Raw genomic sequence first — 14,937 nt, 5'->3', positions numbered from 1 at the left:
AGGATCAACTTGAGCACTTGGGTGGACGCTCTGCGATCGGAACATTGTTACAATCGCTGTGGTTTCCAGATTTTATTTATTTCCCTAATCGGTAAAAATCCGGAGACCAAGGCGACCGCTATCGCTTCTCCGCGGGTCGTTCCGTTCTCTCCGCTGTTTAAGCTGGATGCGATAAACTTAAGTTCCAAAAACTCAAAAAAGAAATCGCCCTTTTGGAAAGATGGAAAATTCATCATCCATCTCAAGGGGGCGATTTCTTTTTATTTTATGGACCAGCTTTTCTTTCTAATTGAGATTATTTACCGAGCTGCTTATCGACTTCCTTGACAGGGTTCTCGCCGACATTCTCTTCAGTCTTGACACTGCTCAGGAACCAGCCTGTAGCAGCAATAATAATCAGAACCACATAGAAGGTTAATTTCCACCAGGTGCTGTGCGCGAAGTCTTCGGACAATACTCCCAGGGAAGGGTGGGCCAGAGTAATGACGGCAAGCTTAACGCCTACCCAGCCAACGATGAAGAATGCGGCAACCTCAAGGCCCGGACGGGTATGAAGCAGCTTAACGAAGAAGGAAGCAGCGAACCGCATAATGACCAGTCCGATGAATCCGCCCGCAAAGATCACGAGGAACTGTCCGCCGTCGAGGCCGCCGATGTGGCCGATTCCGCTTGGCGGAAGGGCAACGGCAAGGGCTACGGCTGCGAGGATGGAGTCTACCGCAAAGGCGATATCGGCAACTTCCACCTTAAATACAGTGAACCAGAAGCTGGCTTTCTTCTTATTAACAGCTCCGGGGCTTCCGCTTTCAGCGGCTTCTTCCGTGACCGGCTTAGCGAATAACACTTTTCGGAAGATATGATTCCCCGCGATAAATAATAGATAAAGCGCACCGATGGCTTGTACCTGCCAGATATCCACCAGATAGGAGATGACGAACAGCGATCCGAACCGGAACACAAAGGCCCCGGCCAATCCGTAGAACAGCGCCTTCTTACGTTCCTCATCAGGAAGATGTTTGACCATGATTGCCAGTACAAGTGCGTTATCTGCGGCAAGCAGCCCTTCCAGTGCTACGAGAACGAGCAATACCCATCCGTATTCTAATAATAATCCCCAATCCATTGCTGTTTCCTCCTCAAATGGTTTAGCTGCTTTGTTGAAAAATACCCATGATACCCATATTGTAACCAAAATTATATAAAAAAGACCTTTACCAAACAGATTAGCCTTTGGAATAAAGGTAACCTGATTGGTAAAGGTCTCGCTAACAATAATTTATTGCCGATAAAACCGGAGAACATCCTCACATTCTCGTATTGACGATTTTATCTAACAGCTACTCCCCTTTACGGGATTATATGAAATTATAAGGTATTTCGCTTCTGGCTAAAAGTATCATATCCGAGTTAAGAGACATTGTCAATGTTTTTGTGAGAAGAAATATCAATAGAAATGACTGGCCTGTAAAAGGAAAGATGATAATCTAACACGAATGCTTCCTAAGCGAGTTATCCTGCGAAGTAGTTTCAAAGAAGTGAGCCGTTCGGATTGCCTGTTCTGGGTGCTGCTTCCCGGATTGCAGGTTGTCTGGCAGCGCTGGAGGCCGTAAAATGGATTACAGGGGTAGGGACAACTTATGCGGGCGTAATGCATCGCTTCAGCTCACTCGACTTCGCCTGTAACAGCGTCCATATTACCCGTAATCCGAATTGCGCTTGCTGCGGAGAAGGAGGTAAACCGTGAAAAGTCTCAAGCTATGTGACACGACACTGAGGGATGGTGAACAGGCGGCTGGAGTTTCATTCACGAGGGCGGAAAAGCTGGAAATCGCAAAGTTGCTGTCGGAGTGCGGAGTTGAGCAGGCGGAGGTAGGAATCCCTGCCATGGGCAAGCGGGAGCAGGAGGATATTGCCGCTGTCGCTGAACTGGGATTACCCATGAAGCTGATGACCTGGAACCGCTCGGTCCCGGGGGATATTGACAAGGCAAAGGCTACCGGAGTGAACTGGAGTCATATCTCCATTCCGGTATCGGAGATTCAATTGCAGGGGAAGCTGGGGCTCACACCCCGGGAAGGTCTGAACAAGCTCCTGCGTACTGTAGAATACGGGCTGAAGCAAGACCTGACAGTGTCGGTAGGCCTGGAGGATTCCTCCAGGGCAGAGATGGATTTCCTCATTGAACTGGTCAATACGTTGTATAAGGAAGGTATCCGCAGGTTCCGTTATGCCGATACCGTCTCGGCCCATCATCCGGGGCAGATCGCAGACAGGGTACACCTGCTGCTGGGTGCAGTGCCTGGTGATGTGGAGCTGGAGGTGCACTGCCACAATGATTTTGGGCTGGCCTGTGCCAACACGCTCAGCGGCATCGCTGCCGGAGCGGTGTGGGCCAGCACGACAGTGGCCGGAATCGGCGAACGGACCGGCAATGCGGCCATGGAGGAAGTAGCCATGGCCTGGCGTTATTTGTACGGAGGGGAATGTGCGGTCCGGCTGGACCTGTTCCAAGGCTTGGCCGACAAGGTGATCGCTGCCTCCGGCCGCCATGTCGGCGATGCGAAGCCGATTGTGGGGGAGCTTGCCTTCACCCACGAATCCGGGATTCATGTGGACGGGCTGATGAAGGAGAAGTCCACATACCAGTCCTTCGATCCGGCGGAGGTGGGCCGGGCGCACCGCTTCGTGCTCGGCAAGCATTCCGGCAGCGGCGGTGTGACGCATGTGCTGGAGCGGCAGGGACTTGAGGTTGATGCCGAGACGGCTGGCCGCCTGCTGGAGAAGGTCCGCGATTACGCGGATGCCCGCAAAGGCACGGTACCGGAATATATGCTGGTGCAATGGCTGATGGAAGAGCAGCAGCGCGCACAGAATGCGGTATAGAAGGATGGATTCCGCTTGGGCAGTTAGCCTGTTGTAGGCTGAACGGTAATTTTATAGGCTGATCTTTAAGCTGCGGCGGTTCTCCATGTGGAGTACTGGCGCGGCTTTTTTGGAGCGATACTGGATTGTCCGGCAATAGTATATGTTTTATGTGGACGGGGGGTGAGAGGGCAAAAGTTTGACTTTGGGGCGCTCAGGGTGAATTCAGCTTGTCCCTCCTGCACAAATACCCGCTTTTAATAAAAATAAATTCCTGCCTACAGGGTGAATGTCCATGCCCTTTATGGGTTAACGGAGTAGGATACATAAAGTCTGTAGGAGGTGTTGAGCATGGGTCTTACCAAACATAAGAGAAAGAAGCGGATCTGTAAAGATGAGATCGCAGAATGCCCGCTGCCAAAAGCGAAGCGTCCTGTGAGAAAACGGAAGGACAACCAATGCGGCTGCAAGAAAATTATCGTCAAGCAGCAAATTGTCCGCGTCAATATTCCATTAGGTGCGCTGGGGGCAGCGGGCGCGGCCGGAGCCTTAAGCGCGGCAGGCGCTGTTGAAGCACTGGGAGCGGCGGGAGCCGCAGGTGCAGCAGGTGCGCTCGGAGCTGCGGGAGCAGCCGGAGCTCTGGGCGAACAGGGAACCGCAGGGGCACTGGGGGCCATCGGCGCGGCCGGCGCACTTGGCGCCGCAGGTGCCGCAGGTGCAGCAGGTGCCCGTGGAGCAGCGGGAGCAGCCGGGCTGCTCGGCGCGGCCGGAGCCGTCGGGGGGCTGGGCGCCGCCGGTACCCAAGGTGCGCTCGGAGCTGCGGGCGCCGCGGGAGCATTAGGCGCGGCGGGAGCGCTCGGCGGGATCGGTCCGGCGGGCCCGGCAGGCCCAGCGGGAGCGGCAGGAGCCATCGGCCCGGCGGGGCCAGCGGGAGCGGCGGGAGCATTAGGCGCGGCCGGAGCGCTGGGCGGGATCGGCCCGGCAGGCCCGGCAGGCCCAGCGGGAGCGGCAGGAGCCATTGGCCCGGCGGGGCCAGCGGGAGCGGCAGGAGCCATTGGCCCGGCGGGGCCAGCGGGAGCGGCGGGAGCCATCGGCCCGGCGGGAGCAACGGGTGCAACAGGGGTTGCCGGTCCAGCCGGGGCAACGGGAGCGACGGGTGCCACAGGGGCGGCTGGCGGAATCGCCCAGTTCGGTTATGTATATAACCTCGGTGCGCAGGTAGTGCCGATTGAGGCAGATGTGTCTTTTGATACAAATGGGCTGCTTACTCCCGGAATTACACATGCCCCTGGTACAACTACAATTTCGGTGACCAATGCCGGGATCTATGAGGTTAATTTCTCGGTCTCGGGTGTGGAGCCCAACCAGTTTGCCTTATTCGTGAACGGGGCACAGGTTCCGGGAACGGTCTATGGGTCGGGTGCAGGCACCCAGCAGAATACCGGCCAGGCGATCATCGCATTATCGTCAGGCGATGTGCTGACGCTTCGGAATCACAGCTCGGCTGCTGCAGTCACCCTGCAGACGCTGGCTGGAGGAACACAAGCCAATGTCAATGCTTCGATTGTCATTAAGCAGCTGGCTTAGTGACTCTTTTGACCAGAATAATTCCACTGATTGGGCCGGATACGTCCCGGCAGAAGACGGGTACCCGATCAGGGTGTCCGTCTTTTGTTTTGTGCGGCAAAGTTCGGTCAGGCTTGTGAATACGCAGGTTGGTTGAAGGCGGTGGTTCTGGTTAAAATATATTAATGTGTCTTATGCAACAGGAATCGAGAGAAGCGGAGGTATCTGAAGTGAACCCTAAATGGTGGAAAGAGAGTGTTGTCTACCAGATCTATCCGATCAGCTTCATGGACGCTAACGGTGACGGAATTGGAGATTTGCGCGGAATATTATCGAAGCTTGATTACTTGCAGGACCTCGGGGTAGATGTGATATGGGTCTGCCCGATTTATAAATCCCCGAACCATGACAATGGCTATGATATCAGCGATTATTGCGACATTATGAAGGAATTCGGCACGATGGATGATTTCGACCTGCTGCTGCGCGAGATGCATTCCCGCGGGATGAAGCTGATGATGGACCTGGTGCTGAATCATACCTCGCATGAGCATCCGTGGTTCGTGGAATCCAGAAGCTCGAAGGACAATCCCAAGCGTGACTATTATATATGGCGACAAGGTAAAAACGGCGGTCCGCCGAACAACTGGGAATCCTACTTCAGCGGCTCGGTCTGGGAGCTTGATCCCCGTACGGATGAATATTACCTGCATTTGTATTCCCGGTTCCAGCCGGATCTTAACTGGGAGAATCCTGCAGTCATCGACAAGCTGCATGAGATGGTGGAGTGGTGGCTGAAGAAGGGAGTGGACGGCTTCCGTTTTGATGCGATTGCCCATATTGTGAAGGCGGAGGGTTACCCGGATGCGCTGAACCCCGGCGGAACGCCAACCGTCCGCGCCTATGACATGTTCTCGAACCTGGAGCATGTGCATACCCTGCTGCAGAACCTGCATGATAAGGTGCTCTATTACTACGATATTATGACGGTGGGGGAGACCTCGGGGCTCGGGCCGGAACAGGCGCTGGATTATGTCGGTGACGGACGCCGCGAGCTCAATATGACCTTTCAGTTCGAGCATATGAATCTGGATGCCGCCTCGCCGGGCAGCGGGAAATGGGATGTGGTGCCCTGGAAGCTGACGGATCTCAAGAGGATCATCAGCGATTGGCAGACCGTGCTGCATAACCGGGGCTGGAACGCCAACTATCTGTGCAACCATGACCAGCCGCGCTCGGTGTCGCGGTTCGGCAATGACCTGTTCTACCGCATTCCGTCGGCCAAAATGCTCGCCACCTTCATTCACATGCTCGAAGGCACGCCTTATATTTATCAGGGTGAGGAGCTGGGAATGACCAATGTAGCCTTCGAGTCGATTGATGATTACCGGGATGTGGAGACACTGAATTATTATGAGGAAAAGCGAAAGAACGGCATTCCGGAAGCCGACATCATGGCTGCAATCCACATCAAAAGCCGCGACAACGCACGTACGCCTATGCAATGGGATGACAGTGATGAGGCCGGATTCACGACAGGGGTCCCTTGGATCAGAGTGAACTCGAATTCCCGGGAGATCAATGCGGCGAGCAGTGTTAAGGACCCTGACTCCATCTTCCATTATTATAAGAAACTGATCCAGCTGCGTAAAAAACATCAGGTCATCGTCTACGGTGAATACGGATTGCTGCTGGAGGAGCATCCCGAGATTTATGCCTACACCCGGACGCTGGAGGATCAGCGGCTGCTGGTGATCCTCAATTTCTACGAGCAAGAGCCTGTATTTGAGCTGCCGGAGGAATTCCAGCCCGCCGGGAAGATGGAGCTGCTGATCTCTAATTATCCGCCCGTCAAAGAGGAGGATCTGCGCCAGCTGAAGCTTCGTCCTTATGAAGCGCGCGTCTACCTCCAGCACATAAGCACTAGTTCATAAGGGGGGGAATGTGGCCCCCGGCCCTATTACGATGAGCAGTCCAGCAGTCCCGGTGTAGTCTCCCGGGACTGCTGTTTGTGTTAGCTAAAATGTTGCATGTCTGTGACTCGGCTATGTTTCTATAGGGAAAGACGGTACAATAAGCGTTATTAGAACCAGAAAGACACGAGGACCGTACTGTGAAATAAGCTGTGGAGGGAGTTATAGAGAGATGAGTGAGTGGTATGAAACATGTTTTGGCGAGGACTATCTGATCGTATACAGACACAGGGACTTCAGCGGTGCGCGCCATGAGGTGGAGAGTATGATTCAGTGGCTTCGCCTGCCCCGGGGGGCCAAGGTGCTGGATCTCTGCTGCGGCATGGGCCGCCATTCGCTGGCTCTATCCCAGGCGGGGTATGAGGTAACCGGTGTTGACCTGTCGGAGGTGCTGCTGCGTGAGGCGCGTTCGCAGGATGGTGCGGAGAAGGTAACCTGGCTGCGCTCCGATATGCGCTGTCTTCCGCTTGCAGGCGGATTCGACGCTGTGGTTAATCTGTTTACTTCCTTCGGGTATTTTGAAGAGGATGAGGAACAGATCAGGGTGCTGAAGGAGATCTTCCGGATGCTGAAGCCGGGGGGCCGGTTTATTATTGATTTTCTGAATCCGGCCTATGTTATCCGCCATCTTGTTCCCCATTCTGTCCGTGAGGACGGGGATACTCTGATCGACGAATCCCGCCGGATCGAGGAAGGGTATGTGAAGAAGGATATCCAGCTGACCCCGAAGAACGGAGGCGGCCCTTCCCGGAGGTGCCGGGAACGGGTGAAGCTCTATACGCTGGAGGATTTCCGCAGCATGATTGCCGCTGCCGGACTGCAGCTGGAGACTGTCCATGGCAGCTATGACGAAGGGGATTATGACGCAGAATCCTCGTCCCGGATGATCTTCACGGGAGTGAGACCCTAATGGCGCGGGAGAGAAGGCTTAGAGGAGAGGAAGGAAGCTTGAACATGGAGAATATTCAATCCTGGGAGGGTGGAGTTCTCCGGGTATCCGTACCGATGGGGCTGCCGTTGCGCCAGGTCAACAGTTACCTTCTGCCGGACCAGGACGGCAGGGTAACGGTCATTGATCCCGGTCCTCATACACTGGCTGCTGAGCTTGCCTGGCAGGGGGTGCTGGAGGCCATGAATATTACATGGACACAGGTGCGGGATATCGTGGTTACCCATCATCATCCCGACCATTATGGCCTTGCGGGCTGGATGCAGTCCCGCAGCGGAGCGCGGGTATGGATGACCGAGCGGGCTCATGCCGAAGCCGGTCTCGCCTGGGGCGATGAAGCGATTCTGAATGAGGCGCTGCCGGTCTTTTTCCGGCGGCATGGCATGCCGGAGGAGTGGATCACAGGCATCCGCGAGCATCTGGAGGGCTTCCTGCCTGAGGTGACCCCGCAGCCGGAGGTCACCTACATCAATGCCGCGGAGCCGTTTGTGATGGGCAGCCGTAAATGGCAGCCCATCATCACCGGCGGGCATGCGCCGGGGCATGTGTCGTTCTACCATGGCGGCAGCGGGCAGATTCTCTGCGGCGATGCGGTGCTGCCGCAGATATCGCCCAATGTCGGCCTGCAGCCGGGCAGCGATCCGCAGCCGCTGCTAACGTTCCTGCAAGGGCTGCAGGAGTTGCGCAGCCTGCGGGTGGAGCTGGCGTTCCCGGGCCACCGGGAACCGTTCCCGGGGTTCACGGCGCGGGCGGACAGCCTGCTCCGGCATCATGAGGAGCGGCTGGATGCCACAGCCGCGCTGCTTGCAGGCGGACCGCTGAGCGGGTTCGCCGTCTGTGAGGGGCTGTTCCGCAGCCGGATCGCGACCGCGCATCAGATGCGGTTCGCCATGAGCGAGGCGCTGGCCCATCTGGCCGAGCTGGTGCGCCGGGGGCGGGCGGCCGAGACGGAGGCGGGCTCCGGACTGTTGTTCTCGGCTGTATTGGAATAAGCCGAGTTAGTGAGGAGTGCCAGCTAACCGCTACCGGTTAGGTGCAGCATGTAACCCTTAACTGGGGAAGACCATCAGGCAGAGTTTCGGGCAGATGAAGCGATGGTACTGATATACTGGAGTTCCAGTTGTCGGTATCATCGCTTTTTTATGCTGAACATTTTAAAGGTGACCGCCAAGCAGGACTAGAAGCATTAATGCACATGAATCAGCCGCAAGCGCGTGGCAGACGTCAATGGAGAGCATTAATGCACCTGAATCCGCCGAAAGCGGGCGTCAGGCGTCAACGAAGAGCATTAATGCACCTGAATTGCCGAAAGCGGGCGTCGGGCGTCAACGAAGAGTATTAGTGCACCTGAATCCCCCGCAAGCGGGCGTCAGGCGTCAACGAAGAGCATTAGTGCACCTAAATCCGCTGCTAGCGCGTGGCAGACGTTAATGGAGAGCATTAGTGCACCTGAATCCCCCGCAAGCGGGCGTCAGGCGTCAACGAAGAGCATTAATGCACCTGAATCCGCCGCAAGCGGGCGTCAGGCGTCAACGAAGAGCATTAATGCACCTGAATCCGCCGCAAGCGGGTGTCGGGCGTCAATGAAGAGCACTAATGCACCTGAATCCGCCGAAAGCGGGCGTCAGGCGGGAATAAAGAGCAAAAGTGCACCCCACTCTGCCAGAAGCAGGCGGCATGAGGAAACCAAAGGTATAAATCCCTCTGAATCCGCCGAAAGCGGGCGACATGAGGAAACCAAAGGTATAAATCCCTCTGACTCGGCAGAAAGCAGGCGACATGAGGAAACCAAAGGTATAAATCCCTCTGAATCCGCCGAAAGCGGGCGACATGAGGAAACCAGAGGTATAAATCCCACTGATTCCGCCGAAAGCAGGCGACATGAGGAAACCAAAGGTATAAATCCCTCTGAATCCGCCGGAAGCAGGCGGCATGAGGAAACCAAAGGTATAAATCCCTCTGATTCAGCCGGAAGCGGGCAACATAAGGAAACCAAAGGTATAAATCCCTCTGAATCTGCCAAAAGCGGGCAAAGGGGGCTAATAAACAGAACATCTGTTGATTTATGTACAACTGTTAAATATAATGGTTTGACATTGCAATAGACCCAAGTCATAGAAAAGAAGAGGAAGAGGAAGGAGATACGTATGGACAGACGAATCGGGAAGACGCGGGATGCTATATTCAAGGCATTTATCAGTCTGATGGCGGAGAAGAATTTTGAACAGATTACGGTTAATGAAATTGCGGAGCGGGCTAATGTCAGCCGGGGAACGATTTATCTGCATTTTGTGGACAAATATGATCTGCTGAATCAGTGTATTGAACAGGAGATGACGGAGCTGTGTAATAGCTGCATGAACATTGGGGGGAACACTCATCTGGTCTCCTCCGGTCCGCTGCTGCGGACGGCTGAATATCTGGAGCGGCATGCCTTTGTCTTCACCACACTGCTTAACAACAATGGTATTTCTGCCTTCAGAACCCGTCTGCATACAATTCTGCTGCAGGGTCTGAGTGAGCAAATTGATATGACCGGCCTGAACCGGGGGATGAACAAGGAGATGCTGCAGCAATTTCTGGCATCGGCCGTTGTTGGAGTCATGGAGTGGTGGATCACACATTCGATGCCTTATCCTGCCAAGGAGCTGATCGAAGACATCCTTGTCCTGATGGAACGCAACCAGATGGCGCCCCGGCAGCTGGACAGTGCACAATAGACAGATTATCGCGCTAAGGATTGTCCAGCAGCCTGCTGCCCTACCGGGGCAGGGGCTCCATCCATGTGTTCCGGGGATTCTCTACGAATCCGGCTGGATGACCTTCATTTTGGACGGATTGTTGATTTTGTATTTGACCGGATGCTGGGTGAGCTTCTTGGCGACAATCTTTGCTTCAAAAGAGACGGTGTCGCCCTCCTTAAGCTCCAGCTTCTTCAGCGTAGCGCTATGGCTTGACCAGACCTCTTCAATGGCGAGATCATGTCCTTCTACGGTTACTCCTTCATAGATGATAACTTCATCATCATTATCCGAGAAGTGGTTGGGGACGGTTGTGAACTCTTTTACCACCGCTGTAACCTTGAGCTTGTCTTCAGGCAGCTGCAGCGCAGCCTTCTTTTTGGAGGTGGCTGGCTTGGGCTGCTTAGGCTTAGGAGCCGGTTTCTCGTTAGAAGTCACGCTCTCAGATGAGCCCTCGCCCTCCGCACTTTCGGCAAAAGACGGAGCCTCCCCGCCAGCGGCTTCAATAACCTGATCCTCCATCGTATCTGCTACTGAAACCTCTTCGGATAGATCCTCGGCTCTTGCATCCGCTGCCGCAGACCGTTGTCCGAAGCCTGCTGTCTGCATTTCTTTGAGGTAAGCAGGGTGGATACAGTGCTGCTGTTTATTCTCGAACTGGATCACAACGGTCTGATTATCCACAAACCCCACAATTTCACAAGGCAGCGTCAGGGCCTGACGCTTGTACATATAGGTTTTGACCCGCGTGGCGGTTCCAGACAACAGATTCCATTCCTTACACCGCTCAATCCGCTCATCCTCACTCTCGAATTCCTGGACGGCCACAGGCTCTACTACGAACGAATAAGTCATGCATACTCGCACCTTTCCAAAATTAGATAGTCTAACTCTCCTCTTACTCCGGCTCGGTGTTCTCCAAAGAACTGCGCCGCGCGGCCTCTTCGGCATCCTCCGGCGCATGCGGCAGGCCCAGCTCCTGCTCGCGTTCCGCCTGCTTGCGGTGGGCAATACGGCTGCTGGCTGCTGCAGCCACTGCACCGACGATATCATCCAGATAAGTGTGGATCTGGCCGGTGGTTTTGTCATTCAGCCGTTCCAGCACGCCCGGCTTCAGCTTGTCCACATAACCGTAGTTGGTGAAGCCGATGCTGCCATATACATTCACGATGGAGAAGGCGAGAATCTCATCCACCCCGTATAACCCTTCATCATTCTCAATCATATCCTGCAACGGCGCAAACAGCTTGCCTTCTTCGGCGAGCACATCCAGCTGGATGCCGGTCAGTACCGCATTCTGCACTTCACGCTTGCTGAGTACCATCTCCACGTTATGAATACATTCTTCCATGGTCAGGTTCGGATAGTATTTCTTCTGCAGCAGCATGACAAGCTCGGCAATCTCCTGCAGGGTGACCCCGCGCTTCTGCAGCCAGAACCGGGTGGCTTCGGCAACGGCCTTGCTGTTGAGGCTGTAAGGAATTTTGGCATCAGTCATGAGAAGTCCTCCATTCGTGAGTGGGTTGTATTAGTAGGTATGTACTAAATTGTACGCAAGCAGCAGACCGATGTCCAGAAACGTCCGGTATTGTATCCCGCAAGCAGGCCGAACCTGTATGAATCCGGCAGTGTCCGCCCCCAAGCGGGGGTTCCGGCAGAACTTCTGTAATTTAGGATAAGCTGTTGTTATTTTTTGGACACAGGGCTCGTATACATAGCAGTACAAACTGATCTTAGCGTTGAAAGGGGTAATGAAGATTGATGAAACCTGTGAAACACATCCGCGGGGCTTCCGCGGCTTGCCTGCTGGCCGTTCCGCTCATGCTCTCCGGCTGCAGTCTGTTCGGTTCGGAATCGGCTGCTGTAGACCCGCCTCCGGCCGCCGTGGAAGCACAAATGCTGCAAGTAAGCGGCGAAGACACTCTGGATACCGGGGTATTCGCTCCTGTCTTCTCGGAAGAGGGCAATCTCTCGGCAGCCGAAGTTAAGGAACCAGGAGGTTCCGCTGCGGCAGGAGAGCGGACCACTGTATATCTGGAAGATCAGAACGGCCTGCTGGCCCCGGTGTCCCTGTCTTTTCCCAAAGGTAAAGATACGGCCATGCTGAAGGATTCGCTTACTGCGCTGGTGAGCAAGGGCGCCTACGCCGCTGCATTGCCTGAAGGCTTCCAGGGTATACTGCCGGCAGGGACGAAGGTGAACAGTGTGTCTATCGGCCAGGACAATGTAGCCATTGTTGAATTCAACTCCGCATTTAATGACTACAATCCTTCCGATGAACGCAAAATCCTTGAGGCGCTTACCTGGACACTGACCGGGCAGGAGGATATCAAAGGGGTACAGCTCTGGGTCGATGGCAAAAAGCTTACCGAAATGCCGCTGCAGGGTACACCGCTAGACCGGCCGCTGACCCGTACAATGGGCATTAACCTGCCGAAGCATAATGCACTGATGATGAATTCCAGCGCAGTGACGGTCTATTTCGCCGCAGCTTCACCGGATGGCGGTCACCAGTATTATGTTCCGGTTACCCGCTTTGTACCCGCAGGCGGGGATACGGTGAAGGCTGCGCTGAGTGAGCTGATCGCCGGACCGCAGGCCGAGAACGGCCTGGAGATGGTGATGACAGAGGGAACGGTGGTCGATTCCGTCGAGGCAGGACAGAACGGGGTAGTTACCGTATCGCTGACCGATGATATGTTCGACGGCAGCACAAGCATCCCGGAGGAAATGCTGGAGTCGGTTGTGCTGACGGTTGCCCAGAATACAGATGATTCACTGGTACAGATCCGCCTGAACGGCAAAGACAACGTTACGGGAACGAACAACATTGACTACGGCCAGCCGGTTTCCGCACCGGAATATGTAAACGAGCTGCCGTTGTAAATCATTCCGTAGCTTTTTAAAAAGATGCTTTTGTGCCTACTCTTTGATAGAATAAACTATTATTCATCCGCATAACGGGGCAGAAGCAGCGGTGCCGTTCTCTTCCATAGAGGACGGCACCCGTTTCTGCGTATAATCTGCGTATAAGATGAGGATGGATACACGCACACAACTTCGCGCTATACGATGTAGGAGGCAGAAAAGATGAGATCAAACGGACGCAACGAAGACCAGCTCCGGCCATTGACAATAACGACCCAAACCAACAAATATGCAGAAGGCTCCGTCATTATTGAGATGGGAGATACCAAAGTCATCTGTACGGCAACCGTAGAAGAGAAGGTTCCTCCGTTTCTGAAGGGACAGGGCAAGGGCTGGGTGACCGCCGAATATTCGATGCTTCCCCGGGCGACCCAGACCCGTAACCAGCGTGAAGCGGCACGCGGCAAGCTGACCGGACGGACCATGGAGATTCAGCGTCTGATCGGACGGGCTCTGCGTTCGGTAGTGAACCTGCAGGCGCTCGGCGAACGCAGTATCACGCTGGACTGCGATGTCATTCAGGCTGACGGGGGAACGCGGACGGCTTCGATCACAGGTGCTTTTGTAGCTATGGCTTTTGCGATGAATAAGCTTGCCCTCCAGAATAAGGTGACCGTCTTCCCGATTACGGACTACCTGGCTGCGATCAGCGTGGGTGTGGTCGGCGACAAAACGCTGCTCGATCTGAACTATGAAGAGGACTCCAAGGCGAAGGTGGATATGAACGTGGTCATGACGGGCGGCGGCGCCTTTGTCGAAGTCCAGGGCACGGGCGAAGACCGGCCGTTTACCCGCCAGGAGCTGGACCAGCTGCTGGGCCTTGGCGAGAAGGGGATCTATGAGCTGATCGCTGTGCAAAAAGAAGTCCTTGGCGCCATCGCGCTCAAAATCCCTTCCGGCCAGACCGGCCAAGAGGTGTAAGATGAAGTCCGGCAGCGGAATTCTGATTGTCGCGACGAAGAACAAAGGCAAGGTGCGGGAGTTCCAGCATGCCTTTGCCCCTCTGGGACTCACCGTCAAAAGCATGTACGATTACCCGGCTCTGCCGGATGTAGTAGAGGACGGGGCAACTTTTGCCGAGAATGCCTTCAAGAAATCCCGCGCCGTAGGGGACGCACTTGGACTGCCAGTGCTTGCAGACGATTCCGGTCTGTGTGTAGAGGCGCTGGACGGAAGTCCGGGAGTGTATTCGGCCCGTTACGCCGGCGAGGATGCGGATGATGAGGCGAATAATCTGAAGCTGATGAGCGAGCTGGAGCGGCTGAAGCAGGGGGAGGACACCGGTCAGCCGCTGCTTAGCCCCGCCCGGTTCGTCTGTGCCCTGTCCCTGTACGATCCGGCCGATGGCCGGGAGTGGACGGCTGAAGGCACGGTTGAAGGCTGGATTACCTCGGAGCCTGCGGGCGGCGGCGGTTTCGGTTATGACCCGCTGTTCTATCTCCCGCAGAATGAGAAGACGATGGCTGAGCTGACGCTGGAAGAGAAGCAGGCCATCAGCCACCGGGGCATGGCGCTGCGCCTGCTGACAGAGAAGCTTGCCGCTGCGCAGAACGGCGGTCAATAGAAGATGTAATCCCATATAGAAGTAACCCTTAAGCAGCGTATGCTTTGGGGTTGCTTCTATTTTTTTAGATAATAATCCCCCCTAATTATGGAAATTTATCCCTAGCATATCCGCAGACTTTGTATGACAATAAGGTTGACTTCACCCCTTCGCATATCCTGCATCCTCCCACTAACAACTACAGCCGCAAGTAACTTACCCTGGAAGAAATACAGACGATTGCAGCGGAGCGAGCGCTCCGTATGCGGCTGAACTGCGCCTTTTTGAGCTGTGTTACTCTACTCTATCAGTCAGACTGACAGGAATTTAATAGTTTCGCCGGGTGAAGTTTAAGTGAGGTCCGGGAGGTGAGCA

The 14,937-nt window shown here is 54.9% G+C and carries 14 protein-coding genes; 11 read left to right on the top strand and 3 right to left on the bottom strand.

The genetic code is table 11. The features are described 5' to 3' along the window. Positions 1-9: 9 nt before the first annotated feature. Positions 10-327, top strand: coding sequence for a hypothetical protein (locus KDC22_RS27045; protein WP_211720982.1), 318 nt, complete (start codon positions 10-12; stop codon positions 325-327). Here KDC22_RS27045 and KDC22_RS27040 read toward each other — a convergent pair. After that, positions 296-1,123 (bottom strand): TerC family protein, encoded by an 828-nt coding sequence (locus KDC22_RS27040; RefSeq protein ID WP_173131993.1) that lies wholly within the window; start codon positions 1,121-1,123, stop codon positions 296-298. The two genes, KDC22_RS27045 and KDC22_RS27040, sit on opposite strands and share 32 nt — an antisense overlap. A gap of 617 nt (positions 1,124-1,740) precedes the next feature. Between KDC22_RS27040 and KDC22_RS27035 the strand changes: the two genes are divergently transcribed. The 7 genes from KDC22_RS27035 to KDC22_RS27005 all read left to right on the top strand — a co-directional run bounded on the left by KDC22_RS27035 (position 1,741) and on the right by KDC22_RS27005 (position 10,070). After that, positions 1,741-2,883, top strand: a complete 1,143-nt coding sequence (locus KDC22_RS27035) for a homocitrate synthase/isopropylmalate synthase family protein (protein ID WP_211720981.1) — start codon at positions 1,741-1,743, stop codon at positions 2,881-2,883. A gap of 330 nt (positions 2,884-3,213) precedes the next feature. Then, positions 3,214-4,449 (top strand): BclA C-terminal domain-containing protein, encoded by a 1,236-nt coding sequence (locus tag KDC22_RS27030; RefSeq protein WP_211720980.1) that lies wholly within the window; start codon positions 3,214-3,216, stop codon positions 4,447-4,449. Between the two features lie 173 nt (positions 4,450-4,622). Next, entirely contained in the window at positions 4,623-6,362 is a 1,740-nt protein-coding gene (locus KDC22_RS27025; protein ID WP_281425134.1) for a glycoside hydrolase family 13 protein, read from the top strand. 211 nt (positions 6,363-6,573) lie between these two features. Further along, complete coding sequence (locus KDC22_RS27020; RefSeq protein ID WP_211720978.1) at positions 6,574-7,311, top strand: class I SAM-dependent methyltransferase; 738 nt, start codon at positions 6,574-6,576, stop codon at positions 7,309-7,311. Positions 7,312-7,355: 44 nt separating this feature from the next. Further along, entirely contained in the window at positions 7,356-8,342 is a 987-nt protein-coding gene (locus KDC22_RS27015) for an MBL fold metallo-hydrolase (RefSeq protein ID WP_211720977.1), read from the top strand. A gap of 591 nt (positions 8,343-8,933) precedes the next feature. After that, a complete protein-coding gene (locus KDC22_RS27010) occupies positions 8,934-9,455 on the top strand; it encodes a hypothetical protein (RefSeq protein WP_211720976.1) in 522 nt (173 codons plus the stop codon). Between the two features lie 42 nt (positions 9,456-9,497). Then, on the top strand, positions 9,498-10,070 hold the full coding sequence (locus KDC22_RS27005) for a TetR/AcrR family transcriptional regulator (RefSeq protein ID WP_173132039.1): 573 nt from the start codon (positions 9,498-9,500) through the stop codon (positions 10,068-10,070). An 81-nt stretch (positions 10,071-10,151) separates the two neighbouring features. Here KDC22_RS27005 and KDC22_RS27000 read toward each other — a convergent pair whose 3' ends face one another. Together KDC22_RS27000 and KDC22_RS26995 are read right to left on the bottom strand one after the other, a co-directional pair. Then, on the bottom strand, positions 10,152-10,946 hold the full coding sequence (locus KDC22_RS27000; protein WP_211720975.1) for a hypothetical protein: 795 nt from the start codon (positions 10,944-10,946) through the stop codon (positions 10,152-10,154). Between the two features lie 43 nt (positions 10,947-10,989). After that, on the bottom strand, positions 10,990-11,589 hold the full coding sequence (locus tag KDC22_RS26995) for a phosphatidylglycerophosphatase A family protein (RefSeq protein ID WP_211720974.1): 600 nt from the start codon (positions 11,587-11,589) through the stop codon (positions 10,990-10,992). A gap of 263 nt (positions 11,590-11,852) precedes the next feature. On the opposite strand from KDC22_RS26995, the gene KDC22_RS26990 reads away from it, so the two are divergent. The 3 genes from KDC22_RS26990 (at position 11,853) to KDC22_RS26980 (ending at position 14,583) form a co-directional block, all read left to right on the top strand. Further along, positions 11,853-12,977 (top strand): GerMN domain-containing protein, encoded by a 1,125-nt coding sequence (locus KDC22_RS26990; protein WP_211720973.1) that lies wholly within the window; start codon positions 11,853-11,855, stop codon positions 12,975-12,977. A gap of 204 nt (positions 12,978-13,181) precedes the next feature. Further along, positions 13,182-13,940, top strand: coding sequence for a ribonuclease PH (rph, locus tag KDC22_RS26985; protein WP_173132049.1), 759 nt, complete (start codon positions 13,182-13,184; stop codon positions 13,938-13,940). A gap of 1 nt (position 13,941) precedes the next feature. Continuing rightward, positions 13,942-14,583 (top strand): XTP/dITP diphosphatase, encoded by a 642-nt coding sequence (locus tag KDC22_RS26980; RefSeq protein WP_211720972.1) that lies wholly within the window; start codon positions 13,942-13,944, stop codon positions 14,581-14,583. The last annotated feature ends 354 nt before the right edge of the window (positions 14,584-14,937 follow it).

Origin of the sequence: Paenibacillus tritici (assembly GCF_018207515.1) — a bacterium.
Classification (GTDB): domain Bacteria; phylum Bacillota; class Bacilli; order Paenibacillales; family Paenibacillaceae; genus Paenibacillus_AQ; species Paenibacillus_AQ tritici.
Note: the sequence above shows the minus strand (reverse complement) of the source record. Positions and strands in the feature narration are given on the sequence as shown.